Source organism: Clostridium sp. CM041, from assembly GCF_055081035.1.
The window spans coordinates 553,582-578,658 of record NZ_CM143648.1 but is presented as its reverse complement, the minus strand read 5'-3'; the positions used below and the strand labels follow the sequence as shown (position 1 = coordinate 578,658).

Genomic DNA, 25,077 nt, shown 5'->3' with positions numbered 1-25,077 from the left:
GGTTTACAATGTTTCAGACATCATATTTATAATTTTTTAGGGAGGAATTTATTTTGAAATTATCTACACGAGATTTAATAATTACTGCATTATTTACTGCATTAACGGCAGTAGGAGGCTTTATTTCTATACCTCTAGGTCCAGTTCCTATAACGCTACAATCTTTTTTTGTTCTTTTATCTGGACTTATATTAGGTGCCAAGTTAGGTGCACTATCTCAAATCACATACCTTATTTTGGGGTTAATTGGATTACCTGTTTTTTCTGGCGGAACAGGAGGATTAACTTCTGTAGTAAGTCCTACCTTTGGATTTTTAATATCTTTTATTGTTGTAGCATATGTAATTGGCAAGATTACAGAGAAAAATAAATCTCTTTCTACAATAATATGTTCTGTTATTTTAGGAAGTTCCGTAATGTATCTTATGGGGATACCCTACTTTTATTTTATTTTTACGAATTATTTAGGGAAAAATATAAATTTTTATGCAGCTCTTAAATACGCTTGCATACCATTTATACCTGGAGATATTATAAAGGCAATTATAGCTATAATCATAGCTAAACAATTAATCCCTAGATTATCAAAACATTCGAATTCAAATTAATATTCATAAGTTATTGTAGTATTTTAGGAGATAATCTAATGATATCTTCTAAAATACATATTTAATATTATTTAGGGGCATGAAAATAAATAACAAGTCAAAGCTGTTAATATACTGACTTATTATTTAATTGAATATCCCTTATTCCCAGGTTGTCCATATCTCTGGTACATAGCCCACAGTGGCTTCCTTTCCATTACGTACTATAGGGGTATTAAAAAGTTGAGGATTTTTCAATAAAATTTCTTCTTTGGTCTCCTCACCTCTAATTTGCTGTAAATTTGATTTTTTATAATCCTTTGCTTTCGTGTTAATTAAATTGTTTAATCCTACAGAATGTTTCACACTTTGTAATTCACCCTTACTTAGTCCTTTAATATTAAAATCTATAAATTGATATTTTATATTTCTTTCCTTAAAATATCGTTCAGTTTTTTGTGTGTCAAAACACTTTTTTCTTCCAAAACATTGAATATTCATCTTTGAAATTCTCCTTAAAATATATTATTCTATTTTTTAAATGGTTAAATCATCACCTGCGGTGCCGCGGCAAAGACTTCTGAAATGTCGTTAGACTATAATATTATCATAGCTAGTAGCACGGTAGCAACTATTCCACAAATAACAGGAATAACATTTTTTCTAGCTACGTCAAAGGGTTCAACCTTACATATTCCTGCTGCAGCAACTACACTCCAAGGGATTATAGTTCCTCCACCTATCCATATTGTAATTATTTGACCAAATGCCGCAACCTTTTCCTTGTCTATATTAATAGTATTTGAAAAGGTGTTAGCTAAAGTGCCTACGAGCGGTAGACCTGCGAAACCTGAACCGCTAAGTCCAAGAAGAGTACTTACTGCTGTTTGGATACCTATAACTGAGTATTTAGATAATGGTATCTTGCTTGCAGCATATATTCCTATATCACTTAGAAGGCCGCTAGCTCCATTACCCAATATATCAACTGCGGTACTTTCACTTCCTAGAAAAAAGAACGCACCAATAATTATAATTGGTGCAAATATGTTTATACCAAAAGTAAAACCGCTTTTAATATATTTAGTAACCTCTCCTAATGACGTTCTAAAATCAGTATGTATTATAGATGAAATAATCATTATTATTGCTGCTGTACCACCTATTAGAGCTGTAGAGTCTGAACCTATGAAGTTGAATTTTTTAATGAATATGATATCTATTATAAATGATAAAGGGGTAACAATTGCCATTATTTTTATTCCTATTGAATGATTTTGTATTAATTTTTTAGTTTCAATTATTGTTGCATCAACCATAATTTTAGAGGTTTTATCTTTTTTCATAAGTATAAATGCTAAAGTTATAGTAACTATACTCATTATACCCCAAAAAGGAAGACATTCTTTAATAATTCCTAATGCATTAGGCAAGTTTGCAGTCTTAGCGGTTATTGATGGTGCTGCTTGAAGAACAAAATCGCTTGATAAAGCAACTCCATTTCCGAATAAACATAAAACAACTGCAGCCCAAACAGGTGTCAATCCAGATTCTATTGCTGCAGGCACCATTAAAGCACCTATAAAAACTATTGCAGGAGTGGGCCAAATAAACCACGAGGTTACAGTAACCGTAATTCCTAGAACAAAAAATGACATTGTTTTATTTATCATTAATTTCCTTATAGGCTTTATAATTAATTCATCTGCACCCAGGTCATGTAATGAACTAGACATTGAATTAACTAATGCAATAACTACAACTATTTCAATAAATTCTTTACCCGACACTACTACGGCCTTATATATAATCTGAACAGCACTTAGAACATCACCTGTAAAAATATAACCTATTACGCCAATGCCTAAAATACATAGAAGTATTATATCTTTTTTAAGTGTAATTATAACTGTAATTATTAGAATAATGATTATATATGCATAATGAATTACACTTAAATTTATCATATGTTGTTGCCCCTCCTATGTTTTATTCTCGATGCATACAAATATTGGTGTATTAATTTGATTAACTATTTTAAGAATCGAAATGCTCTATCTAGTTGTTTTTTTAAGATATCTTAAATTGAGTATATGCAATATTCAAAGAAAATAATCAATTTTTACTATTTCAATTAAGATAAAAAATTTGCAATATATTTTGAGGAACATAAATATAAATAGGCTAGTATAATGTATTACTATTTATGTTTATGGACATAACATATTGCATGACTTTAGCTTTCATTTATGATAAACTTGTGATTAGCAAAAAATATTCGACTCTATGGAACATTTAATCAACTGATGTTTTCTAAACCAAGAGGATAATAGATAACAGCTGTTATCTATATGCAAAGATAAGCAAGGAGGCAAACATGTTAAAAATCTGGGGTAAATTAATCAAAGATAATAGAATTATTATGGATGAAGTGTCAATGTCGAAGCTAGAAGATAATTACCAGGAAAATCTAAAAGCGTGCGTTTCAGAGTTATGTTACAAATTTGATATTTCAACACCCTACTGGCTAAAATCTAATATTAATGAATACAATAAAAGACATAAAACTAGTTTTGACGAAAATAATTTTATAGAGGAAATTTACTTTGATAAGTTTATGATAGAAGAATTAAAACCAACTGAAAAATAGTGCTAATAAGCACTATTTTTTAATCTTCATTTTCATCATAAAAGTCTAAATACGAATAATTCTCACCATTTTTTTGCCAACCTAAGATAGAATCCATATTAACATTTTGTGCGGCTCTAAAAATAGATTTATCAGCACCGCTAAAATTCTTCTTTAACTCTTTAACTAAATCTTTAATTTCATGACGTTTATTGCCTATCTTTTTAGCTGCCACCATGCATGCACAATTTAGTGGCCAAATACCACTGTTCTGAGTGAAATCCACAATATATTGTTCTTCAATATAATAAAGAGGACGAATTAATTCCATACCTTCGAAATTTTGTGCTTTTAATTTTGGAAGCATAGTCTTAAAATTTCCTGAATAAAGAACATTTAACATAGTGGTTTCGACTACGTCATTAAAATGGTGTCCAAGGGCAAGTTTATTACAACCTAACTCTTTTGCCTTTGCATATAATGCACCTCTTCGCATTTTTGCACACATATAACAAGGATAATCCTTAGCTATACTATCAATTATATCAAAAACTCTTGATTCAAATATTTTCACAGGAATATTTAGATGTTTACAATTATCAATTAATAGTTCTTTTATATTTTTATGGTAACCAGGATCCATAGCAATATACTCTAATTCAAAATTAAATTTACCGTGAAGTTGTAATTCTTGAAATAATTTAGCCATTATTAGACTATCCTTACCTCCCGAGATAGCTACAGCAATTTTATCACCCTCGCAAACTAAATTATAATCTATTATAGCCTTAATGAATTTTCTCCAAATAGGCTTTCTAAAGGTTGTAATAAGACTACGTTCTATTTCCGCTAGTGGTTTTCTATCATTAAATGGAACTAATATTTCACAACCTTCTCCTGCAATGCTACTCATAAAATCACCCCTCCTGTATATTAGAATATTATAACATAATCCAGAAGGGTTTGTCTTTGGAAAGTAATACACGCTGATACACATTATTATAATAATAGAAACTTAAAGCATCTGATCAAACCACTATAAATGATATATTAATGTAATCCAAAAAAGATGACTTCTGTTTATGTTACAGAAATCATCTTGTAAGCAGAATAAATATGTTGGCATGTTTATTTAAAGAGTAAACACTGTGTCATCTGGAAAAATTGAGCCTCTAAAACCATCGAATGCTTCGAAGTGCTCTTCCACATTATCAGGGGTTTCTTTCGAATTAATAATAGATATTTCATCGTCACCTATTATATTTAACTCCATCAAAGTAGTTACACCAAAGCTTATAACATTCTGAAGAATTTTTGGAGCACCTGTAAGCTCAGTGATTGTTTTAATATTGAGTTGAAATTCATTTAATTCACGGTCTTTAGGAATATCTAAAAAAACTTCTATAGGTTTTTCAAAAAATCCATTTATACTGTTATTTTTGTTGTCTTCAAGATAATCAATTATATAATTAACTCTTACAATAAATTTAATACTTGCGAACCCAGATGTTGTAGATAAAAGGCTTCTAAATTCGGAATGCTCTACAATAATACCAGGTTCAAATTTTATTTTTTCAAAAATATAAGAAGAATTTATATTTTTAGGTAAATTTATATTTATGATAGGGAAATTAAGATTTTCATTGTATGATGCAAATATTTTTTTTGCTATAATGGTTATTATCTGATTGCCTGGTTGTAGATTAGTTATTGCAGCTGGTGGAACATATGTATAAGGAAGTCTCAGTGAAATAACATCATAGGGCTGGCTATTAAGTGTATTCATCAGAATTGAACCAATTACAGAATTAGATTTTAAATCAATTATATCAATCCCGCCATGATTTTCACGGTTTCTGTTAGCTACCAAGAGCTTAGTATTGTCGTCAGTTATAAAAAGTCTGGTAGGTTCGGGTTTTGATGTAATAATAAAATCATATGCTTCATTAGTATTAGTATTTATTAACTCTATTCTGTTTAGTCCAAAATTTGATGCGTATAAGGTAGCGTCTTTTAAGATCATTCCAGCAATTAATGATCCCTTAGGTAAAATTAAATCAGTAAACTTTTCTGAGTTAATATCTATTTTTAATATAGTATTTCGCATTGAAATGTATGCAGTTTTATCATCTTCGGATATTAAAAGATAAGTTGGATTTATACCTAAGTTTTTAAATGAATGTATAAGTCCATAATTTTCTGTACTATAAATTCTTAATTCCTTTAGTAATGTATCTAATACATATAGTTTAGTCCCTTCTTTATTAAGTCTTAAATCAATAATTGCTGACAATCCTTTAATGCGACCTATTAAATTGTCTAAGTTTATATCATATACAGTTACTTCAGAAGTATTTGAAATGTATATTTTTTTGTTTATGGTATCAATTTGAAAGTTGCCATTATTGGGAATAATATTTTCTTTTATTTCACCAGTAATACAGTTAATAAATGAGATAGTATTACTCATATCACAAGCAACGCCAATGGTATTGTTATCTTTCAAGGCTAATCTAAATGGGCTTTTCCCTACAGATATTTCTTTTAATATAGTATTGCAAAGACTATCAATTATAGTTAAGGTTCCAGTTTTAACGTTTGAAACAAAATAAAAACTTTTTCTAATATTTTCAGCTATTTCAATCACACCCTTTATCTTTCTTAATAGAAAATATGCTCTAACGATAGAAAATATGCTAAAATTATAAAGGATTTGGAAATTCCAAATCCTACTAATTTCTTTGGATACAAACTAGACCCTTTCGTAGCTATCAAATTTTCCATTTTTAACGATTCTGTACACACCTTTTGCTTTTATATTAATCTTTCGAATTTCATCGCTAACAATATTCATATAGACTTCTTTGAATTTGATGGATAGACTACAACCATAGGATATTTTTGTTGGGGTTGATACTAATTCAACCTTGCAAGATTTTTTTAGAAGCCTTTGGTACAAAAGTGTTGCAACATTATGACCTGGGTAAACAACTAAATATTCACTTTCTACTACTTCTACCTTCATAGCTTGAACATCTCCCTTATAGCTAATCAAGTTTATAAATTAATTTGTATCATAGATAAACTAGTAGACCAATCCATAATATGAAAATATCATCTTAATGTGATATCTATCTGACCGGTCTTTTTTTTAAAATTCTATCTACAATTCCTATGTTTTTTTCATATTTTAGATCTTGTTTCAGACCTTCTTTTTCACTAGTTAGTTGCTCTAATTTATTGTTCAATTCATTTACTACAATATCTTTGAACATCTTCTGTTTTTTCAACCCTTCGTATTCATTAGTAAGTTGCTCTGATTTATTCTTTAACTCATTTATTAATCTGTCCGTAGATGTTTTTTCTATTTTCATTACTTCTAATTTTTTTATAGAAGTTTGTTGTATTTCAGCTATTATATTTAATTTCTCTTCAGCTTTTTTCTTTGCATTTGAAATCTTAAAGAAATTATTATCTGATTCCGCTAGAATTCTTAGTTTTTGCTGATATTTTATTTGTAAATCTATTAGTTTTTTTTCTAAATCTTTGTTAATTTTTTTTAGAGCTAAAATCTCTTCTTGAATATCTAGTTTGTTTTTTTTCACATTAGAATCTAATTTATTTTCAGGAGCTACACTATTTAGTTTTGGAAAGTCATCTCTAGAGTCATTATCTTTGTAATGAGGTAATAATAAATTTATTTCAGGAGGATTAGTTCCTATCATATATTTACACTGTATATTACTATGCTTTTTACTTAAAGATAAAAATTTATACAGTGAAATTTCATTGTTTAATTGGGTGTAATCTTTATTGGGTTCACTCCATTGATTTTTATATGAAGAAGTTAGAATGTTTTTGCCTTCACTCCATATCGACCAAAGGACTCCACTAATTTCAACTAGCGATAAATTAGTTGGCTTATCACAACCTTCATGAATTTTATAGCTTTTCATTTTTCCATCAGGTTCAATTAATACATGTTCTATAAAATACAATGATCCCTCTTTAGACAGATTTATTATATTTATTTTATTTAAATATAATAATGTGCAAAAATTAATACTATTGCCGATAATACCATATAATCTTCTTGGAATACTCCAGTTATTGTTTTTGTATTCTGTGAAATTAATTACTATTTCATTTTTTTCATGCTTAATAAATACTAGGGATAAATCACCATTTTCTAAATTTTGTACCTGGTAATGGCAGAAAACCTCTTTTAGAAATGGTATGGTATCTATTGTATTAAATAAACTTTCATTTTTATTTAAGCACAAATGCATTAAAGAACATTGGATTCTCTTTATGCTATTTTTACCAATGAAAAATATATGCATTTGTTCACCAATTGTAATAACATTTAATTCAGTCATCTCATAGCCTTCATTTTCAAAACTATAAATGGTTTTTCCAAACCATTTATTCTGTTCCCATTCGCAATACTTAAGATCGCTATCTCCAACACTATATATAATGTAAATTTTGTTATCTATATCAAAATTAACGGTAAAATCAATAACTTCATCGTCAATTTTGTTTTCCTTAGTCCATTTATTCTCATCATACATAATACTGTACATTAAATTCCTATCATCATTTACATAGAAGCTCCATATATGATCTTCACTATCATAAAATAAACATGGACTACATATCCTCATATTACTCATCTCCTTATAGAAATTATATTTTATTCCAAAGTAATATATGACCTAAAAATTAATATTAAAGGCCATATATAAAGTATTTACATAATATAGTATTAGATAATTTAAAATTAACACTTAGGAACTATTTGTATTACTAAACAAGTATACCAATCACACCTCCTGGATACCTGCATACTATAATATCGAGAACACGCATTAGAAGTGTATCCCTTGACATAAAAGGAGGATGATTTATGGCTATTACTCGTGATGAATTTATTGCAAGACCCGGTATTGTTAACAAACAAGGACACCTTCCTGATCCATCAGAGCTGGTTTGCGTTGAAATTCCAAAAGTTTTTGACCAGTGCCTGATTAAAAGATGTTTAGTTTATGATTGCAGACCGGATACGCTAGATACAGATGCTGAATTAAGAAGTGGCATTCTTGATAATCCAAAAACATTTACAGGATGTAGGGATTTTGATCTAAAGCTTATTTCAGTAGAGAAGATTCCACTAAAGAAAAATCCTAATTATAAGAAAGTAAAAATTTGCTTTGTAATTTCATTTTATGCGGATTTTATAAATTGTAACGGTGAGAGAAAATGCGAGTTTTACAAAATTAATCGTACAGAAGTTATATCAAAATTATATTGTCCAGATTCAATAGCGCAAATATCTACTAACTTTGTGTCTGGTTCATCTCAGGATCTTGATTCTGAAATTGTAAAACTTGAATTGGTTGCAGAATGTTTAGATGGAGCTTTTTGTAAAGATGATGATTGTCACAGTTTTTTAGATATCACTTTAGGATTCCATCTTATTGTAAAATGTGAACTAATTGTTCAATTATTAATTCCTGCATATGGTTATTGTCCTGTACCTTGTCAATGCGAAGAGGAATGTGAAGAAGATTCTTGTGAAAAATTTGATCACGCACCAGTTCCAAAATTCTTCCCAGATCAAAAGCTTAGACCTTTATTTGATGATGACTGTGAAGATGATGAAAGTGAATCTGATAAATAAGTGAATTCTAATAAAAAAACACAAAGCAACTAAAGTTTTTTAAGTGTTGAAATCAAACCTCAGTACAAATGGTAGACGTACTGAGGCTTGATATTGTTTACAGAGTTAGTTCTAAATCTCCATATATAAATTTTAATCAATAAAAATTTCATTCACAACTTATAACCACCTGCATACTATAATATAGAGAACACGAATTAAAAGTGTATCACTTAACATAATAAAGGAGGATAATTTATGGCTATTACTCGTGAAGAGTTTATTGCAAGACCTGGTATTATTAACAAACAAGGGCACCTTCCTGATCCATCAGAACTAGTTTGCGTTGAAATCCCAAAAGTTTTTGACCAGTGCCTAATTAAAAGATGTTTAGTTTATTCTTGCGGACAAGATACGGTGGATACAGATGAAGAATTAAGAAGCGACTCCCTTTGTAACCCGAAAATATTTACAGGATGTAGGGATTTTCAACTTAAACTTATTTCGGTAGAGAAAATCCCACTAAAGAAAAATCCTAGTTACAAGAAAGTATTAATTTGCTTTAGAATTTCATTTTATGCAGATTATATAAATTGTAATGGAGAGACTAAATGCGAGTTTTTTGAAATTAATCGTACAGAGGTTATATCGAAACTATATTGCCCAGATTCAATAGCCCAAATATCTGCTAGCTTTATGCCTGGTAAATCAGAGGATCTTGATTCTGAAATTATAAAACTTGAATTGGTAGCAGAATGTTTAGATGGAGTTTTTTGTAAAGATGATGACTGTCATAGTTTTTTAGATATAACTTTAGGATTCCATCTTATTGTAAAATGTGAACTAATTGTTCAATTACTAATTCCTGCATATGGTTATTGTCCTGTACCTTGTCAATGCGAAGAAGAATGTGAAGAAGATGCTTGTGAAAAATTTGATCGCGCACCAGTTCCAAAATTCTTCCCAGATCAAAAGCTTAGACCTTTATTTGATGATGAATGTGAAGATGATGAGTAAGTAAATTCTAGAAAAGTTACGAATAATTAGAACATTTATAGGCCTATCTCATATATTGTAATATGAGAATTCTAAGATATCCGACCTCGTAAACAGTACATTTAGAATTCTTTTACTAGATATAACGAATTAAAATTTAGGAGGAATTAATATATGAATTCAATGTCATGTCATTGTAAATCTGAAAAAGAGGATTGCTTTAAAAGAGAAAGAGAAAATGAGGAATGTTGTAAAAGAGACAGAGATAGAGAAAAAGAGGAATGTTGTAAAAGAGACAGAGATAGAGATAGGGATAGAGAAAATGAAGCTGAAATTTTATTAAAGTGTAAGCCTGGAACCGCAGCATCAGTGGCAGCAGCAACTGATGATGAAGTTACTAAAAGACTTGCTACTCTTAGTATAAATACTGAAAGATTTTGTAATCCATGCTTTAAGTTTGAATTTTCAACCAATATATTTTCTACACTACCAAAAGCAGATGATGAAGGTAATGATAAAAAAATGGCAAGTGTAACTGTTAGATTCCAACTATTTAAGCTTTGTAAACGTGATAGAGTTGCAACCGAAGTTGGACCTGAATGGATATTTGATTTATCAAATCCTTCAGACGATTTCCAATTAATGAAGCATGATATTGTTACTTTTATCGTTTGTGATTGTGATTGTGATTGTGATTGTGATTCCGAATGCTGCACCTATTTTGTACAGTCAACTACTACGGGCACACCCGGTGATGATCGTAAGCCCGCAAGCATCACTTTTAACAATCCAACACTTTCAGTTTTAGTAACAGAAAACAAACGTCATTGCTGTTAGTACTATAACAGATAAAAAAGGCTCTATAAAAAGGGCCTTTTTTCATGTATATCCTTTAAAGCTTTAATAAGTTTTTCAATATCTTCTAAATCATTAAAATATCCTGGACTTATTCTAACTGTACCTTTACGATTTGTGCCAAGTATTTCATGTATTAGTGGTGCACAGTGAAACCCGGTTCTCACAGCTATTCCTTTTTTATTTAAGAAATATCCCACTTCAGAAACATCAATATCGTCTATAGCCAAAGAAACTACAGCTCCTCTGTTATTATAATCGCATCCTCCATAAATTTTAACATAAGATAATTTACACAATTCTTTTACTAAATATTCTACGAGCATTATCTCATGCTTTCTTATATTTTCTATTCCGACTTTTCTAATAAACCTTATACCTGCGCATAGTCCTGCTATTGCTGGCGTATTTAAGGTTCCACTTTCAAATCTATCAGGTAAAAAGTTAGGTTGCTTCATAGAAAAGGACTCACTTCCAGTGCCACCTTGAATAAACGAATCCAGTACAATCCCTTCTCTTATATATAAGCCTCCTGTTCCCTGGGGACCATATAATCCTTTATGACCCGGAAAAGCTAATAAGTCAATATTATCTCGTACTACATCTATTGGGATAACACCAGCGCTTTGGGATGCATCAACTACGAATATTATTCCTGATTGTTTCGCGATTTCCCCTATAGCTCTTATATCTTGAACGGTTCCTAATACATTGGAAGTATGGTTTATTATTATTGCTTTGGTATTTCTACGTATTTTTCTTTTTAAATTATTCATATTCAAATATCCATTTTCATTTACACCAAGAAGGGTAAATGCTATCCCTTTTTCACTTAGATAATTTAATGGTCTAAGAACTGAGTTATGTTCAATTATTGAGCTAATAACATGATCTCCTGACTTTAAGATTCCTTTTATACCTATATTCAGAGCCTGGGTAGCATTACATGTAAAAATAATATTTAATAAATCAGGGATGTTGAAGAATTCACTTATCTCTTGCCTGGTATCCATAATTTTAGATGAAGCCTCAACTGCCATATCATGCGAACCCCTACCAGGATTTGCAGCGTAATTCTCCATGCATCTTAACACTTCGGAATAAACTGCCACAGGCTTTGGAAAACTTGTGGCAGCATTATCAAGATATATCATAAAATCCTCCTATTTTGAATATAGCGTTTTATTCTTTATATAGTATAAATATTTTGATATACTTAATAGTATGCTTAATAAAGTGTTAATTTTTTTACTTATCTGATTTTTAACGACATTTCTCGGTTTGTAAATTTCAAATTGGATTTTAAACTAATGTATTAAAATAATAACACAAAAAATGAGCCTCTAAAAATAAGAGCTCATTTATTTTAACCATTATTAATTTAATTTTAGTATTATCGTATAAATATATTATCGAAACAAGGTCCCATTAATAATATAATCCTATTTATCAAATAAACCGCCAGTTTTTTTAGTGCTCCTTGCTGCTTTTTTTGATTTCCCGATTACTTTATCAGCTCTTGAAATACCACTTTGCTCAGAACTTTTCTTTTTCTTTTCCTCGATAAGTTTTTTCATCATTTCAATATTATTACTTGACATAAATTTTTCCTCCTTTGGCATCAAATCAAAGAATGTTAGATCCTATAGAATTTATGTTTCAATTTATAGTCTCTACATTTTTATTTTCTACACTCAATCTCAACTTGTTGTTTTCCCTACTAATCAGTCTATCTCAATTCTTGTAAAAATTCAATATAATATTGAAAGATAACAGTACTTTTTTATTAAAATGCTATTTAGTCTGTAAAATATTTTTAGATTTTCATATACATAGAAATTAATAAGTAATTCTATTTAACTTAATAAGTACATTTTTATATCCTGGTTTTATAATTTCATTATCATACAAATTTTCATAGGTTGCTTTATCGATATCAAAGGCTAATGCTTTTGAGAAATTGTTTCCGTAAATCTTTTTAATAAACATCTCAAAATCTCCTTTTATTAATGTATAATGTATTTCATCACAATGATACCCTTTTATATCATTATTTAATTTTTCTATAATTCCATATAATTGATAAATATAGCTCTTTTCTTTTAAACTGAAAATTTTATCTAAAGCTACAATAGCTTCAGCATATTTAAAGTTCATAGGTATAGGATAAATACTAATTTTATTCTTACCATCAATTTCTTTCAACATTCTTAAACTTTGAAATAAAGTGGTACATATATCTAATTGAATAATAGCAGCATATTCACTAAGTCTTAAAGATTTACTTTGCTTTTGCTGCTCTCTATTAGCTTTTTCAATTTTGATTTCCCTCTCAATTGCAATATTAGTAGAATTTTTATTTATGAACCAACTAAAAACGCCGCCTAAAATAGCACCAATTATAATGGAGACAGAGGATATAATTGGATTTATAAGATTAGCAGGTATGAATAGTAAAGATTTTAACATTCCAATTTCTCCTTTTTAAAAAAGTATTTTCTACAATATAGTTTCCTTACAAATTTATTTTATTCGTCTACCCTTCTATACTTTTAATTTATATTCTAATCATAGAGGAATTAACAGGTTGAAATATATTTTGACAAGTAAGCAGTAATTAGAGTATTATTTGTATGTAAAGCTTACAAAAATAAGATCTTTACTAAAGATTAAAAATATGCTTTAAAGTAATTTTAATGAAGGAGACTACATACTCATGAATACACAAAGTGATAACAGAGGACAAATAAGAAATAATATACCAATAGGTATTACAGTAGACGTTGTATTAAAAAAAGACCAAAGAACAACTAAACTAACCAGAGGTGTAGTAAAAAGGTTGTTAACCAACTCTGCAGTACACCCAAGAGGTATAAAGGTTATGCTAGAAGATGGCCAGGTAGGAAGAGTCCAAGCCATTATATCAAAATAAGAACTAATAGTTTGAAGTCAATTTACTATTGTAAATTGACTTTTAAATTTTATTATATATCATTTTCTTGCATTTCTAACCCAAATGATATATAATAATAAAGTTACCTAGTAAAATTAGAATATCTTCAAATACATTGCAAAGTCGGATCATTAAAACACTTATCAAAAGAGAAGACCTGAATTTTAAATTCCAATTCTTAAATTCTTACCCTTTTCACTCTGAAATTTCTTAATGTATCCCTTATTAAAATTTTGTTGAATAACGCACTCATACCGCTTAAAACATATCCTAATATGTTTTAGCAGGATTTCAAATCACTCTAAGGAATCAAATCAATTAATATTTGTTTCATGTGCTCTCATAGAATAGCAAGGAGGTGTTTATATGAGAAAAGACGAACTAGTTGAAATTACAGAAGATGTAATTAATGAATGTTTAGAATGTTTAGACTAACAACAAAAAAGCAAATCTGTCACTATTGACGTTCTAGTGTAGGTTTCTTTTTTTTTATAAAAATGATTTATAAATATTCACTTTAAAGTTATATTATGGAGTGTTTCCTAGTTCTTAATCTCTAATGAATATTTTAAAATAAATAATGCTATAAATAGAGGGAATTTCTTTTAAGTATAGAATATATGTTAGTATAGAGAATGTAATTAAAAAGGAGTGTTTATAATGTTAACGATTTCTTTTATTAGCGGTGATACGGAGCTATTTGATTTAAAACAATCTGAATGTGATCTGTTTAAAAGTTGGTTTTATAATTTTGAAAACTCCAGGCCTCATGAAGTTAATTCTATGGGTAAAAAATATTTGTTTAATAAGAAAGCAATAGCTTATATTGAGATAGAGCCTTAGGTTTTAGTGATATATCAAAGTAATGAATAATTCTTGATATGAATTGGAATAAAATACAAAGACCTGCATTTCTATAAGGATGCAGGTTTTTTGTATATTTTAATTATAAACTTACGTATTTTCATGTTATACAACAAGACGACCTTTAGGTCTCCTTTTTAATGATTATTTACATAAAATATAGGTAGAAAGAGAAGGTACACTTACCTCATTAATACAAGTTCTAATGCCTCTACTTACCCCTGTTTTGTCAACTTCATATTCGTTTGCTATAATAGTCCATTCTTTAGTATCTGGTAAAATTATTTTTATTTCTTCTTTGTTAGCATTATGAATTATAATTAATTTACTATAACCATCTTTGAATGGGGAAGTTAATTCATAAGCTACACAGTTACAAGGCGATTCAAGAAATATCAAGGATTCTCTTACTTCACAAGCATTTTCTAAGGTCATAACTTTTTGGCTTTTTCTTAAAGAGATTAACCCTTTAATATATTCATAGGTTTCTGCGAACTCAGCTTTTCTACTCCATAGTATTTCGTTCACAGCGTCACTAGAGTTATAGCTATTATGATTTCCTTGTTTGGTCCTTAGTATTTCTGTTCCACCTTGGATAAAAGGCACTCCTTGAGATGTAAGGACTATAGATAAAGCCAATCTATTCATTTTTTCTCTTTCCAAAGGAGTATTATTAGAATTGCTTTTTTCAAATTTATCATATAAGCATAAATTATCGTGAGCACTTACATAGTTTATTGTTTCTCCAGGATCTTGCGAGAAATCATATATTTCATTGTTATATTGAATCCCACCAACAATCCCCTTTTTAATTTCTACCTCAAGGCCTACTCTACCACTTACAAATCCTGATTGGATACCATCATTATCTCCCTTAATTGCATTTCTTAGAGCATCATTATATACAGATACTTGCATACCCTTTTGGCTACCTTTTCTAAGCTGCATAGAAGATGGTAATGATGATGTTCCCCCTGTCCATGGTTCACCATAAATAATAATATTCGGATTAATAATTTTTGCTTGTAGTGTTACCTCTTTCATTGTATCAATGTCATGAAGCGCCATTAAATCAAATCTAAAACCATCTATCTTATATTCTTGGGCCCAGAATTTAACACTATCAACTATAAATTTTCTCATCATTGGTTTCTCTGACGCTGTTTCATTTCCACAGCCTGAACCATTAGTATAGTTGCCTTCGTCATCTGTTCTATAATAATAGCCAGGCACCAAGATATCCATTGGTGAGTTACCGGTTGTAAAAGTGTGGTTATATACAACATCCATAATTACGCTGATGCCATTTTCATGCAAAGTTTGAACCATGATCTTAAACTCGCGAATTCGCACAGTACCATCATAGGGATTGGTAGCATAAGAACCCTCTGGAACATTATATAAATAAGGGTCATATCCCCAATTATATCCACCCTTAGTTTCATCCACACTTTTGAAATCAAAAACAGGCATCAAATGAACATGAGTTATCCCTAAATCTTTAAGGTGGTCTAGTCCTGTAATAACACCCTTAGAAGTTTTGGTGTTTTTTTCACAAAATGCTAAATATTTTCCTTTATTTTCAATTCCGGAATCTTCTGATACTGAAAAATCTCTAACATGAATTTCGTATATTACTGCCTCAGTTCTATTAATTGGTACAGGTTTTTTATGATTATCCCAATTAGGGGGATTTAAAGAAGGGAAATCAATAATCATACCCTTTTCACCATTAGCACTTGATCCTTTAGTATATATATCTGGTGTTTCCTTTTCTTCGGCACCATCTGATACTAAATAATTATAGTATTTATTTTTAAAATCACCCTTAAGTTTAAATTCCCAAACTCCTTTTTCTTCCTTGTTCATCTCATATTTTTGCCCTAAGTCATCGCCGGCAGTTTCATACACTATTACTACAAGTTTTTGAGCAGTAGGTGCCCAAACCTTAAATGTGGTGTATTCAATAGTATAAACTGCGCCTAAATCATTCCCATAGTATGTGAATTCTGGGTTTTCTAATACTTTTATCATCATCAATCTCTCTCCTTAAAAATCCATTAAATCATCACCTGCAGAGCAGTACATATTTTTTAAGATGTACTAACGACAGAAGGATATTTATACTCCAACTGAGGTTCTTTTTTTCTAGGGCAATAAACACCCACATATAAAAATGACGGACTTTATTGTAAAATGCTGTTAGACATTTTATGAAATAGGACATGCGTTTGCATGGGTATAAATAGGGTAAGTGATTCTTTATTCATAATATGTAGTACGCATGAAAAATAATCCTAAAAAGTTATAGTTATTTAGTTGATTCCCTTTCAACTAATTTTGTCTCAATAATATAATTGTATATTGACTCTTTTTCGTTATCTAATTTGTTTATTAACAGCTTAACTGCAAAATATCCTAATTCTTCAGAATTAATATCCACTGAAGATAGCGAGGGCTTTCTATAAGCTGCAAGCGGCGTGTTGTTAAATCCAACAATTGAAATATGACGCTCTGACATTTCGCTTATAGCTTTGGATGCACCAAAGGCAATTAAATCATCAGTAGTGACAACAGCTGTAGGGGTAGAAGTATTTAAAATTTTTTTCATAGCATTATAACCACTAATTTCTGTAAACTCTCCTAATTGTACCATATTTCCGTCTATTTCCACTCCGATATTTTTAAGAGCCATCTTGTAACCTTCTAATCTATTTATAGTTACATTAAGCATAGGAGAACCCCCTATAAATGCAATTTTTCTCTCACCCTTTTGTATAAGCGAATTAACAACATTGTACATGGCGTTAAAGTTATCATTATCAACCCATAAAACCCCTTCGGTGCTTTCGGGTTTACCTATTACTACGAAAGGATACTCCGCTTCTTTTAAATAAGCAACACATTTGTCATCCTTCCTTACTGTTGGTAAAATAATCCCATCAACCCTTCTACTATTCATTAAACTTGATATGTATTCAACCTCTTGATCTTCATCGCTGCTGTAAGCATACATGATATAATATCCTTTTTTTTGAGCATAGTGACTTATGCCTCTCATAACTTGAATGAAAAAAGGATTAACAAATAAATCTTCATCCGTATTAGGTAAAATAAGTCCTATAGTCTTTGTTGTTTTGCTGACCAGACTTCTAGCTATTGCATTAGGATGATAATTTATTTCCTTCATTGCTTTATAAACCCTATCTTTTGTTGCGTCACTAATTTTAGGATTATCCGCAATTACTCTTGAAACTGTGGATGGCGATACATTGGCTAGCTTAGCCACTTCTTTTATAGTTACAGACATGAAAACTTCACTTCCTAATTTCTAAAAATATTCTATGCTCATTATATTATTAAACATAATATTAATCAAGGCTAGCTTAGTTTATTTTTATTAATGAAATACCTATATTATTCATCTTTATTCAGGAAATATTTACAGGACTTAATCATATAATATAGTAATATCTCTTATAAAGAAGATGCTAATATGAATGAGGACAAAAATTATTATATTCAATTAAATAGTAGGGTTGAAAAAATGATTAGAAAATCAGAATTTTTAGGTTCGGGTCATAATGGAATAGTTTATTTACTTCCTGGCAAAAAAGTAATTAAAATTTTTAAAGATAAGAAAGTTTGTGAGGGTGAATATAATATTCTCATAAAAACTAGGAGAAGTAAATACTTCCCTAAAGTTTATGAACATGGAGCCTACTACATTGTACGAGATTATGCAAGTGGAGAGCGGTTAGATAAGTATATCAAGAAGCATGGTATAAACAAAGAAATATCACTCAACATAATCAAACTTATTGTAGAATTTAAGAAGCTTAAATTTAAACGACTAGATATTAGGTGTAAAGACTTATACTTAACGGATGATTTTTCGATTAAAGTAATCGATCCTAAAAACAATTATTCTAAAAATGTAATTTACCCCAGACATCTAATGAAAGGCCTAAACAACTTAGGTGTAGTTGATGAATTTTTATCAACAGTTAGTGATGAAAATCCTGAAATCTATAAGTTGTGGAATCTTAAATTCAAGCAGTATTTAGAAGAAACCATTAAATAAGTGAACATCAAAATAGTATAAGAGGCTGTAATCCACTAAAGGAGCAGCCTCTTATATTAGTGTATTATTATAATACATTTAATTCTCTTAACTCATCTAGAAATTCTTGAAAGTTTATTGCCCTTGAAGAATCTAATATAATTTTTGCGCTTCGAATTAGTTTTTTATCATCCGTCACAAGGATGTAGTCTTCATTCTGCTTGCAAATATCAATTAAACTATAGTCATTTATAGAAATTTTATCTCCATTAACTAAATATATATTTTTATTCTGCTCATATTTAATAAAATCACGACCTACACACTCTTCAATAAAAGCATGATCATTATTAGTAATTATATGTCCTAATAATTTTAAAAATTTATTAGAGAGTACAAAGTCTTCATTGAATTTTACATACTCTTTCACTGATAATTCTCCAGCTATATCTTCAGATATTTTAAAATTAATACATTTCATATTTTCAATAGTATCAAGCAAGGTAGGATATTTATTCCACATTTTTATAATTATATTAGTATCCAACAAATACTCTTTACAAATCATTGTACTATCTCCTTTTCTAAGTAAGTCTATATTGAATTTTTAATAAAAAGATATCTGAATCATTAGTTTTATTTATATTATATTCATTAATAATTAAATGGTTAACGACATTTCAGAAGGAAGGTCATAGGCTTCTATTAAATTGTTACTTCTTAACCTTGATAAATATAAATAATGGCATTATAATTTAAATAGTAATATATAATTTTAAGAATACTTAAACAAAAATCTTAATAAATCAAAAATAAATAGGAAGGAGTAGCTGCTTTGCAGCTAATAAATAAAACTATGGAAGTACACATATTTTTAAAAGGTAATAAAAAGGCTGTTATTTACAAAGGTGACAGAATTGATGTTTTAGATTTTGAAATGAATGGAATTAAATATAAGCAAATCAGATATTTTAAAAAGGGTTTCAGTAAAAGTGAACTGGTAGAAGAAGAAAGTATAATCAAAATAGTTAAAACAGAATTGTAATAAACACCTACATCCACGCCGTGGATGTAGGTATTTATAATAACGTTCTATTTTCTTTTTTTGTTCTTTGCCTTATTTTTATTATCTTGTCTGCTTCCATAATTTGCTCTGTCTTGGGTGCTTAGGGGCTTGCTTTTCTTTTTAAAGTTTTTATCTATCGGAGTATCTTTGCTCTTACTTTTTATATTTTTCCCTTTATCTTTGCCATTTTGTTGTTTTGGGTTTATATTTGTGTTATTTTTTTTGCTTCTTGGTTTTATTAAACACTTAGATTCATAACCAATGAGATCTTCTCTATTAGCCTCTGTTAAAGCTGATAATACTAAATCATATTTCATAGGATCTTTATATTGAAGCAATGCCCTTTGCATAGCTTTTTCATTTTTAGTTTTAGGTATATGAACTTCTTCAAGGGTATTTGGATCAAGTCCTGTATAAAACATGGTTGTTGATGGTGTTCCTGGAGTTGGATAGAAATCTTGAACTTGTTCAGGTTGGTAATTAGTATCCCTAAGGTATTCTGCTAGTTCTACTGCTGAACTTATTGTACATCCTGGGTGGCTAGACATTAAATAAGGAATAAGATATTGTTTTTTTTCAATTTTTTCAGTAGCTTTATAAAATTTTTCCCTGAATTTATCATAAGTTTTACCTGCTGGTTTGCCCATGAATTTTAAAACTTTATGAGAAACATGCTCTGGTGCAACTTTTAGTTGGCCGCTGACATGATGCTTAATAAGTTCATTAAAAAAGGTGTCATTTTTATCTGCCATAATATAATCATAACGCAGCCCTGAACGCACAAAAACTTTTTTAATATCCGGCAATTCTCGAAGCGATCGTAGTAAATTTAAATACTCCATATGATCAACATTTAAATTCTTGCAAGGGCTTGGATGCAAACATTGCTTATCTATGCAAGCCCCTACTTTTAATTGTTTATCACATGCAGGTCGCCTAAAATTAGCGGTAGGCCCTCCTACATCATGAATATACCCTTTAAAATCCTTGAGTTTTGTAATTTGAATTGCTTCTTCTATTATTGAATTTTCACTTCTACTTTGCACAATTCGGCCTTGATGAAAGGTTATGGCACAGAAAGCACAGCTACCAAAACATCCTCTTGAACTAACTAAGCTGAATTTAACTTCCTCTATAGCAGGTATTCCACCGAGCTTTTCATAAATAGGATGATAATTTCTTTCATATGGCAGTCCATAAACAGTATCTAATTCTTCTCTAGTAAGGGGCATTTCTGGTTTGTTTTGCACAAGATACTTATTAGAATGTTTTTGAATTATACCATTTCCCCTAATTGGGTCTTGCTGATCATATTGTATTTTAAAGGCTTGTGCATATTTCTTTTTATCTCTGCAGACCTCTTTATATGATTCTATTTCAATGTAGTCACATATATTTTCAATATTATCTACCACATAACATGTTCCAGGTACCTGAGTAATGAATTTTATATCTACACCTTCATTTAATTCTTTTGCAATTTTAACGACTTGTTTTTCTCCCATACCATATATTAACAGGTCAGCTCCACTATCAATTAGCATAGATTTTCTTACTTTGTCACTCCAATAATCATAATGTGCAAAGCGCCTTAAACTTGCTTCTATTCCTCCAATAACAATAGGAACATTTTTATATGCTTCCTTTATTCTATTACAATAAACTATTGTTGCTCTGTCAGGCCTTAGGCCCATCTTTGCACCAGGGGAATACATATCTTTTTCTCTTATTTTTTTACTTACTGTATAATGATTAACCATAGAATCCATATTCCCAGAGTTAACTAGGAATCCAAGTCTTGGTTTGCCTAATTTTTTAAAATCCTCTATATCTTTCCAATCGGGTTGAGCTATTATTCCTACTTTATAACCTTCACTTTCAAGAACTCTTGAAATGATTGCAGTTCCAAAACTATGATGATCTACATATGCATCACCAGTAACTATAATAAAATCTAATTCAGTCCAACCTCTATCTATAATATCTTTCTTACTAATAGGTAAATATTTATTATCACTCATTACTTCCACCTTCTTTTGCTTTAATCGTGAATCTCAATATATAATTTAAAATATAATTATATCATTCTTTACTATTTAATTCTTTGAAAATAATAAATAACATTAATAATAACATTTCTTATGTACTTACGTATAATAAAATATAATGAATTTATCTTAGAAAATTAACATTCGATGAGAATAATAAAAAGGAGAAAATATATGGAAAAGTTAATTAATAATATAAAAAATGAAAATATTGAATTAACAGAAGAAGCAGCAACAAGTAGCAGTGACAATATTCAACAAGCTTTTGAAATAAGTATTCATGATGGAAAAGGCTTTTATGAAACTGGGGTAAGCACCGCTTTTTGGTCAACTTTAATGATTACAGCAAAAATTTTTCAGCCTGAAAAGGGAGAATGGGCAATTAAAATTAAAGATAAGGCTAGAAAAAATTTAGTGGTTTATGAAAATTATCATGTGGTACATGATAAAGAGATTTCATTTAACTATAAAACAAGCTTAAAAGTAAATCTTTTAATTGAGGTTACTTGGAACCAAGTTAAAGACACAATTTTAAGTGGAGAATTATCAATTAAGTACTAAAGCGCTGTTATTGTTTGAAAATAAAAACCTTTTCATATTAAACCATAAAATCCATTAAAACCTTAAGATTTTAATGGATTTTATGGTTTATAGAAAATTTAAAAAGTGATTATAATATTAGACTTGTTCATTAACTTTTTCTAACAAAATAAAAAAGTCTTCTTCATTTTTACGTTCTAAATATGTGTCTATAAGTGACTGAGTAGACAATTTACTAAAGCCCTTATATCCATTGTCCAATATATCAGTTAAAACACTTATGAAATAATCTTTACTTTTATCTATATCCTTAAGCATCTTATATGATATATCCTCTATTAATTCTTCTTTTATATTTTCTCGTAGCTTTTCAGTATATTTTTTCATAAAAGTTTGTGTTTCTTCAGGATATGCAGAAAAATCTCCTGAAATTATATCTTGAATTTCCAACATAACCACTCCTTAGTAATTTCTGTTTTAAAATGTACTTTTATTAAACAATATATATAATTATTTAGTTCTTAGAAAGGGGGTCTTTAGTTCCATGTTTTGCAATCATCGCTGCACCAATTATACCTGCTTTATTACCTAGTTCTGCTAAAACAATTTTAGCAATAGGTAATTCAGAATAAGACTTGTTCGCCGCTACTTCATTTATAACTTTATCCAAAAGATATTGGCCTGCCCCTGCAACACCACCACCTAATGCTATTATTTCTGGATCAATGAAATTGACTATATTAAGTATTCCTATGCTTAGATATTTTACTAAGCGATTCACTGCTAAATTTGCTATTATATCTCCTTCTCTAGCACAATCAAATATTGTTTTTGCATCTAGATTGTTAATATTTCCTCCTGCCCTTTCTATTATTATAGTGCTTTCATTCATTTCCCCAATTAATTTTTTTGTATGTTTTATTATGGCAGTAGAGGAAGCGAAGGTTTCTAAGCAACCATTTCTTCCACAATTGCAATTATAAAAATTTTCACCAACAACCATATGTCCAATTTCAGAGCCTATACCATTAAATCCACTATATACTTCACCATTTAAAATAATTCCCCCACCAATACCTGTTCCTAATGTAATCATCAAGCTACTTTTACAATTCTTCATTGAGCCATTCTCATATTCCGCAAGTGCAGCCACCGTAGCATCATTATCTATATAAATTGGTTTATTAAGTGCAGTTCCCAACATCTCTCTTAAATGTACATTTTTCCATCCAAGATTGACACAAAATATTACATTACCATTTTTATCAGCTAAGCCTGGAATACCTATACCTATCGCTTTTATTCTTTTTAGTGGCATATTGAAATCCTCTAAAGTGTTTAAAACTAGAGCTACCATATCCTCTATTATCTCATTGGGGTCCCTCCCCACTCTTGTAGCACATGATTTTTCATACTTTATGTTTCCTTGATCATCAACGATGCCAACTGCAATATTAGTGCCTCCTAAATCAATACCTATATACATATACTTCTTCCTTTCATAGCCTCTGCTACAGTTCTTTTAGTCAATAAATATATATTCAATTTAAAACCATAAATTTCATTTAAAGGTATTCGCCATCAACCTAAAAAATAATTAAAATTTCATCATTTTATTCCAATATGCTTTGACATTATATTCATAAAGGATTAGAAAGATATCAGTTTAAACAATTTCAGACGGATTAGTAGTGAATATTTTTAAAATTGGTTTGCTTTTGTATATGAATAAATTATACCATATATACGTATTTTTACTTTGTAAATTAAAAAAAAGAACCCAAGTAATTTTAAATTACTTGGGCTCTTTTTTAATAGATTTATATTTTGAATTATTTTTTTCGTCCGGATTTATATATTCATAATCACCTACTTCATTTTTCCTAATTCCTAAAGATGCCATTTGTTTATTAGTAGTTTTAAGTTTATTAGCCATGTATCCACCTCTTTCTATAATATGGTTGCCATAAAAAAAATATTTATACGTTATTTTTATACAAGAAATGGAGTTAAATAATCTTCTGCGAAGCTGCAACATCTTCGCAGAAGATGCATTGACGACTTCAGAAGGAGATTTATACTCCCACTGAAGTTTTCTATTTGTTAGGGCATGTAACTCCCAATTATATAAGTGGGAGACTATCTTTTTGAAATTTCGTTAAAATCACTTCGCATATTTCAGCTGAATTTAGGTAATTATAATATTAAAATAATTTAACAAATAAATATAAATGTGAAAGGTGGTGTTTTATATGGGAGTTTTACGTTGGATAGGCGGAATAGTAGTATTATTTTGGGTATTGGGGCTTATATTTAGAATCGGTGGCAGTATGATTCATATATTACTTCTAATAGCTGCAATTGTATTCATCGTGGATATGCTTTCAGGAAAAAGAAGAACCTAGGGAAATATCCTATTGGATTCATGAGAAAAAATAATGCTACACAGGATATCTATTGTTAAATATCCTGTGTAACATTATTTTTTCGCCTTTTTTGCTATTCCAGCATATAAATATTCTAGGTGATTCGTATTAACGTCTCCCATTTTTAATATATCTATTCTACTTTTAGCCTTATCTAGAACTTCCTTTGCTTCATCAAAGTCCAGTTGCTTTATGCAAGAACTTGCATATTCTAGTAAATAATCAATTTTTATAACTACTTTTGCTAAGTCTTCCTTATCCTCATTTATTAAATTAATTAATATAGAATATATTTGGGGAGAAGCCGTCCCCTTATAATTATATAAAAGATCATTATTTTTACTGCTTTTTTTTGTCATATCTAACACCTCTTTATTTTTTGAAGTTT

The 25,077-nt window shown here is 29.4% G+C and carries 28 protein-coding genes; 11 read left to right on the top strand and 17 right to left on the bottom strand.

All coding sequences use genetic code 11. The annotated features are described in order from the left end of the window. The first annotated feature begins 53 nt into the window (after positions 1 to 53). Positions 54 to 608, top strand: coding sequence for a biotin transporter BioY (locus ACWJJT_RS02830; protein ID WP_220286552.1), 555 nt, complete (start codon positions 54 to 56; stop codon positions 606 to 608). Positions 609 to 749: 141 nt separating this feature from the next. Here the strand turns inward: ACWJJT_RS02830 and ACWJJT_RS02825 are convergent, their stop codons facing one another. Both ACWJJT_RS02825 and ACWJJT_RS02820 read right to left on the bottom strand, forming a co-directional pair. Then, the gene (locus ACWJJT_RS02825) at positions 750 to 1,088 is read right to left on the bottom strand and encodes an arsenate reductase family protein (RefSeq protein WP_220286553.1); all 339 of its coding nucleotides are present in this window, start codon (positions 1,086 to 1,088) and stop codon (positions 750 to 752) included. Positions 1,089 to 1,183: 95 nt separating this feature from the next. Next, positions 1,184 to 2,554 (bottom strand): TRAP transporter large permease, encoded by a 1,371-nt coding sequence (locus ACWJJT_RS02820; RefSeq protein ID WP_462955999.1) that lies wholly within the window; start codon positions 2,552 to 2,554, stop codon positions 1,184 to 1,186. 410 nt (positions 2,555 to 2,964) lie between these two features. On the opposite strand from ACWJJT_RS02820, the gene ACWJJT_RS02815 reads away from it, so the two are divergent. After that, a complete protein-coding gene (locus ACWJJT_RS02815) occupies positions 2,965 to 3,237 on the top strand; it encodes a hypothetical protein (RefSeq protein ID WP_462955998.1) in 273 nt (90 codons plus the stop codon). A 19-nt stretch (positions 3,238 to 3,256) separates the two neighbouring features. On the opposite strand, the gene ACWJJT_RS02810 is transcribed toward ACWJJT_RS02815, so the two are convergent. From ACWJJT_RS02810 to ACWJJT_RS02795, 4 genes are all read right to left on the bottom strand, one after another. Beyond that, positions 3,257 to 4,129 carry a tRNA 2-thiocytidine biosynthesis TtcA family protein gene (locus tag ACWJJT_RS02810; protein ID WP_220286555.1) on the bottom strand — a complete coding sequence of 291 codons (873 nt, stop codon included), beginning with the start codon at positions 4,127 to 4,129 and terminating at the stop codon, positions 3,257 to 3,259. A 219-nt stretch (positions 4,130 to 4,348) separates the two neighbouring features. Further along, positions 4,349 to 5,863 carry a YncE family protein gene (locus ACWJJT_RS02805; RefSeq protein ID WP_462955997.1) on the bottom strand — a complete coding sequence of 505 codons (1,515 nt, stop codon included), beginning with the start codon at positions 5,861 to 5,863 and terminating at the stop codon, positions 4,349 to 4,351. 105 nt (positions 5,864 to 5,968) lie between these two features. After that, complete coding sequence (locus tag ACWJJT_RS02800; RefSeq protein WP_216303469.1) at positions 5,969 to 6,241, bottom strand: DUF3343 domain-containing protein; 273 nt, start codon at positions 6,239 to 6,241, stop codon at positions 5,969 to 5,971. Between the two features lie 106 nt (positions 6,242 to 6,347). Then, the gene (locus ACWJJT_RS02795; RefSeq protein ID WP_462955996.1) at positions 6,348 to 7,883 is read right to left on the bottom strand and encodes a hypothetical protein; all 1,536 of its coding nucleotides are present in this window, start codon (positions 7,881 to 7,883) and stop codon (positions 6,348 to 6,350) included. Between the two features lie 242 nt (positions 7,884 to 8,125). On the opposite strand from ACWJJT_RS02795, the gene ACWJJT_RS02790 reads away from it, so the two are divergent. From ACWJJT_RS02790 to ACWJJT_RS02780, 3 genes are all read left to right on the top strand, one after another. Beyond that, the gene (locus ACWJJT_RS02790) at positions 8,126 to 8,899 is read left to right on the top strand and encodes a hypothetical protein (protein WP_462955995.1); all 774 of its coding nucleotides are present in this window, start codon (positions 8,126 to 8,128) and stop codon (positions 8,897 to 8,899) included. A 237-nt stretch (positions 8,900 to 9,136) separates the two neighbouring features. Then, positions 9,137 to 9,895 (top strand): hypothetical protein, encoded by a 759-nt coding sequence (locus tag ACWJJT_RS02785; protein WP_216303466.1) that lies wholly within the window; start codon positions 9,137 to 9,139, stop codon positions 9,893 to 9,895. A 153-nt stretch (positions 9,896 to 10,048) separates the two neighbouring features. Then, entirely contained in the window at positions 10,049 to 10,711 is a 663-nt protein-coding gene (locus tag ACWJJT_RS02780) for a DUF4489 domain-containing protein (RefSeq protein ID WP_462955994.1), read from the top strand. Between the two features lie 23 nt (positions 10,712 to 10,734). Here the strand turns inward: ACWJJT_RS02780 and ACWJJT_RS02775 are convergent, their stop codons facing one another. From ACWJJT_RS02775 to ACWJJT_RS02765, 3 genes are all read right to left on the bottom strand, one after another. Next, entirely contained in the window at positions 10,735 to 11,883 is a 1,149-nt protein-coding gene (locus ACWJJT_RS02775; protein ID WP_462955993.1) for an aminotransferase class V-fold PLP-dependent enzyme, read from the bottom strand. A gap of 288 nt (positions 11,884 to 12,171) precedes the next feature. After that, on the bottom strand, positions 12,172 to 12,330 hold the full coding sequence (locus ACWJJT_RS02770; RefSeq protein ID WP_462955992.1) for a hypothetical protein: 159 nt from the start codon (positions 12,328 to 12,330) through the stop codon (positions 12,172 to 12,174). Between the two features lie 238 nt (positions 12,331 to 12,568). Then, the gene (locus tag ACWJJT_RS02765; RefSeq protein WP_462955991.1) at positions 12,569 to 13,198 is read right to left on the bottom strand and encodes a hypothetical protein; all 630 of its coding nucleotides are present in this window, start codon (positions 13,196 to 13,198) and stop codon (positions 12,569 to 12,571) included. A gap of 247 nt (positions 13,199 to 13,445) precedes the next feature. On the opposite strand from ACWJJT_RS02765, the gene ACWJJT_RS02760 reads away from it, so the two are divergent. Both ACWJJT_RS02760 and ACWJJT_RS02755 read left to right on the top strand, forming a co-directional pair. Continuing rightward, positions 13,446 to 13,661, top strand: a complete 216-nt coding sequence (locus ACWJJT_RS02760) for a YwbE family protein (RefSeq protein WP_165412807.1) — start codon at positions 13,446 to 13,448, stop codon at positions 13,659 to 13,661. A 681-nt stretch (positions 13,662 to 14,342) separates the two neighbouring features. Next, entirely contained in the window at positions 14,343 to 14,525 is a 183-nt protein-coding gene (locus ACWJJT_RS02755; RefSeq protein ID WP_165412806.1) for a hypothetical protein, read from the top strand. A 165-nt stretch (positions 14,526 to 14,690) separates the two neighbouring features. On the opposite strand, the gene pulA is transcribed toward ACWJJT_RS02755, so the two are convergent. Further along, a complete protein-coding gene (pulA, locus tag ACWJJT_RS02750) occupies positions 14,691 to 16,583 on the bottom strand; it encodes a type I pullulanase (RefSeq protein ID WP_462955990.1) in 1,893 nt (630 codons plus the stop codon). 274 nt (positions 16,584 to 16,857) lie between these two features. Beyond that, positions 16,858 to 17,856, bottom strand: a complete 999-nt coding sequence (locus ACWJJT_RS02745; protein ID WP_462955989.1) for a LacI family DNA-binding transcriptional regulator — start codon at positions 17,854 to 17,856, stop codon at positions 16,858 to 16,860. Between the two features lie 186 nt (positions 17,857 to 18,042). Here ACWJJT_RS02745 and ACWJJT_RS02740 point away from each other — a divergent pair, with 186 nt between their 5' ends. Next, positions 18,043 to 18,630 (top strand): protein kinase, encoded by a 588-nt coding sequence (locus tag ACWJJT_RS02740; RefSeq protein WP_462955988.1) that lies wholly within the window; start codon positions 18,043 to 18,045, stop codon positions 18,628 to 18,630. A gap of 67 nt (positions 18,631 to 18,697) precedes the next feature. Here the strand turns inward: ACWJJT_RS02740 and ACWJJT_RS02735 are convergent, their stop codons facing one another. Continuing rightward, positions 18,698 to 19,177, bottom strand: coding sequence for a PIN domain-containing protein (locus ACWJJT_RS02735; RefSeq protein WP_462955987.1), 480 nt, complete (start codon positions 19,175 to 19,177; stop codon positions 18,698 to 18,700). 288 nt (positions 19,178 to 19,465) lie between these two features. On the opposite strand from ACWJJT_RS02735, the gene ACWJJT_RS02730 reads away from it, so the two are divergent. After that, the gene (locus ACWJJT_RS02730; RefSeq protein WP_462956728.1) at positions 19,466 to 19,654 is read left to right on the top strand and encodes a hypothetical protein; all 189 of its coding nucleotides are present in this window, start codon (positions 19,466 to 19,468) and stop codon (positions 19,652 to 19,654) included. 47 nt (positions 19,655 to 19,701) lie between these two features. On the opposite strand, the gene ACWJJT_RS02725 is transcribed toward ACWJJT_RS02730, so the two are convergent. Beyond that, on the bottom strand, positions 19,702 to 21,696 hold the full coding sequence (locus ACWJJT_RS02725; protein WP_462955986.1) for a YgiQ family radical SAM protein: 1,995 nt from the start codon (positions 21,694 to 21,696) through the stop codon (positions 19,702 to 19,704). Between the two features lie 201 nt (positions 21,697 to 21,897). On the opposite strand from ACWJJT_RS02725, the gene ACWJJT_RS02720 reads away from it, so the two are divergent. Continuing rightward, on the top strand, positions 21,898 to 22,284 hold the full coding sequence (locus tag ACWJJT_RS02720; RefSeq protein WP_462955985.1) for a hypothetical protein: 387 nt from the start codon (positions 21,898 to 21,900) through the stop codon (positions 22,282 to 22,284). Positions 22,285 to 22,401: 117 nt separating this feature from the next. Here the strand turns inward: ACWJJT_RS02720 and ACWJJT_RS02715 are convergent, their stop codons facing one another. From ACWJJT_RS02715 to ACWJJT_RS02705, 3 genes are all read right to left on the bottom strand, one after another. Continuing rightward, entirely contained in the window at positions 22,402 to 22,716 is a 315-nt protein-coding gene (locus tag ACWJJT_RS02715) for a hypothetical protein (RefSeq protein ID WP_462955984.1), read from the bottom strand. A 61-nt stretch (positions 22,717 to 22,777) separates the two neighbouring features. Then, on the bottom strand, positions 22,778 to 23,749 hold the full coding sequence (locus ACWJJT_RS02710; protein ID WP_462955983.1) for an ROK family protein: 972 nt from the start codon (positions 23,747 to 23,749) through the stop codon (positions 22,778 to 22,780). Between the two features lie 309 nt (positions 23,750 to 24,058). Continuing rightward, positions 24,059 to 24,199, bottom strand: coding sequence for a hypothetical protein (locus ACWJJT_RS02705; RefSeq protein ID WP_462955982.1), 141 nt, complete (start codon positions 24,197 to 24,199; stop codon positions 24,059 to 24,061). A gap of 316 nt (positions 24,200 to 24,515) precedes the next feature. On the opposite strand from ACWJJT_RS02705, the gene ACWJJT_RS02700 reads away from it, so the two are divergent. After that, positions 24,516 to 24,668, top strand: coding sequence for a lmo0937 family membrane protein (locus ACWJJT_RS02700; RefSeq protein ID WP_462955981.1), 153 nt, complete (start codon positions 24,516 to 24,518; stop codon positions 24,666 to 24,668). A 74-nt stretch (positions 24,669 to 24,742) separates the two neighbouring features. Here ACWJJT_RS02700 and ACWJJT_RS02695 read toward each other — a convergent pair whose 3' ends face one another. Continuing rightward, positions 24,743 to 25,048, bottom strand: a complete 306-nt coding sequence (locus ACWJJT_RS02695; RefSeq protein WP_165412794.1) for a hypothetical protein — start codon at positions 25,046 to 25,048, stop codon at positions 24,743 to 24,745. Positions 25,049 to 25,077 lie beyond the last annotated feature (29 nt).

What these genes read in the sequence shown, in the direction of transcription:
- ACWJJT_RS02775 (WP_462955993.1), bottom strand. Translation starts at nt 11,883, where the DNA reads ATGATATATCTTGATAATGCTGCCACAAGTTTTCCAAAGCCTGTGGCA.
- ACWJJT_RS02815 (WP_462955998.1), top strand. Translation starts at nt 2,965, where the DNA reads ATGTTAAAAATCTGGGGTAAATTAATCAAAGATAATAGAATTATTATG.
- ACWJJT_RS02800 (WP_216303469.1), bottom strand. Translation starts at nt 6,241, where the DNA reads ATGAAGGTAGAAGTAGTAGAAAGTGAATATTTAGTTGTTTACCCAGGT.
- ACWJJT_RS02710 (WP_462955983.1), bottom strand. Translation starts at nt 23,749, where the DNA reads ATGTATATAGGTATTGATTTAGGAGGCACTAATATTGCAGTTGGCATC.
- ACWJJT_RS02755 (WP_165412806.1), top strand. Translation starts at nt 14,343, where the DNA reads ATGTTAACGATTTCTTTTATTAGCGGTGATACGGAGCTATTTGATTTA.
- ACWJJT_RS02820 (WP_462955999.1), bottom strand. Translation starts at nt 2,554, where the DNA reads ATGATAAATTTAAGTGTAATTCATTATGCATATATAATCATTATTCTA.
- ACWJJT_RS02725 (WP_462955986.1), bottom strand. Translation starts at nt 21,696, where the DNA reads ATGAGTGATAATAAATATTTACCTATTAGTAAGAAAGATATTATAGAT.
- ACWJJT_RS02810 (WP_220286555.1), bottom strand. Translation starts at nt 4,129, where the DNA reads ATGAGTAGCATTGCAGGAGAAGGTTGTGAAATATTAGTTCCATTTAAT.
- pulA (WP_462955990.1), bottom strand. Translation starts at nt 16,583, where the DNA reads ATGATGATAAAAGTATTAGAAAACCCAGAATTCACATACTATGGGAAT.
- ACWJJT_RS02700 (WP_462955981.1), top strand. Translation starts at nt 24,516, where the DNA reads ATGGGAGTTTTACGTTGGATAGGCGGAATAGTAGTATTATTTTGGGTA.
- ACWJJT_RS02760 (WP_165412807.1), top strand. Translation starts at nt 13,446, where the DNA reads ATGAATACACAAAGTGATAACAGAGGACAAATAAGAAATAATATACCA.
- ACWJJT_RS02745 (WP_462955989.1), bottom strand. Translation starts at nt 17,856, where the DNA reads ATGTCTGTAACTATAAAAGAAGTGGCTAAGCTAGCCAATGTATCGCCA.
- ACWJJT_RS02740 (WP_462955988.1), top strand. Translation starts at nt 18,043, where the DNA reads ATGAATGAGGACAAAAATTATTATATTCAATTAAATAGTAGGGTTGAA.
- ACWJJT_RS02720 (WP_462955985.1), top strand. Translation starts at nt 21,898, where the DNA reads ATGGAAAAGTTAATTAATAATATAAAAAATGAAAATATTGAATTAACA.
- ACWJJT_RS02790 (WP_462955995.1), top strand. Translation starts at nt 8,126, where the DNA reads ATGGCTATTACTCGTGATGAATTTATTGCAAGACCCGGTATTGTTAAC.
- ACWJJT_RS02785 (WP_216303466.1), top strand. Translation starts at nt 9,137, where the DNA reads ATGGCTATTACTCGTGAAGAGTTTATTGCAAGACCTGGTATTATTAAC.
- ACWJJT_RS02795 (WP_462955996.1), bottom strand. Translation starts at nt 7,883, where the DNA reads ATGAGGATATGTAGTCCATGTTTATTTTATGATAGTGAAGATCATATA.
- ACWJJT_RS02780 (WP_462955994.1), top strand. Translation starts at nt 10,049, where the DNA reads ATGAATTCAATGTCATGTCATTGTAAATCTGAAAAAGAGGATTGCTTT.
- ACWJJT_RS02765 (WP_462955991.1), bottom strand. Translation starts at nt 13,198, where the DNA reads ATGTTAAAATCTTTACTATTCATACCTGCTAATCTTATAAATCCAATT.
- ACWJJT_RS02735 (WP_462955987.1), bottom strand. Translation starts at nt 19,177, where the DNA reads ATGATTTGTAAAGAGTATTTGTTGGATACTAATATAATTATAAAAATG.
- ACWJJT_RS02730 (WP_462956728.1), top strand. Translation starts at nt 19,466, where the DNA reads ATGGAAGTACACATATTTTTAAAAGGTAATAAAAAGGCTGTTATTTAC.
- ACWJJT_RS02705 (WP_462955982.1), bottom strand. Translation starts at nt 24,199, where the DNA reads ATGGCTAATAAACTTAAAACTACTAATAAACAAATGGCATCTTTAGGA.
- ACWJJT_RS02825 (WP_220286553.1), bottom strand. Translation starts at nt 1,088, where the DNA reads ATGAATATTCAATGTTTTGGAAGAAAAAAGTGTTTTGACACACAAAAA.
- ACWJJT_RS02770 (WP_462955992.1), bottom strand. Translation starts at nt 12,330, where the DNA reads ATGTCAAGTAATAATATTGAAATGATGAAAAAACTTATCGAGGAAAAG.
- ACWJJT_RS02695 (WP_165412794.1), bottom strand. Translation starts at nt 25,048, where the DNA reads ATGACAAAAAAAAGCAGTAAAAATAATGATCTTTTATATAATTATAAG.
- ACWJJT_RS02715 (WP_462955984.1), bottom strand. Translation starts at nt 22,716, where the DNA reads ATGTTGGAAATTCAAGATATAATTTCAGGAGATTTTTCTGCATATCCT.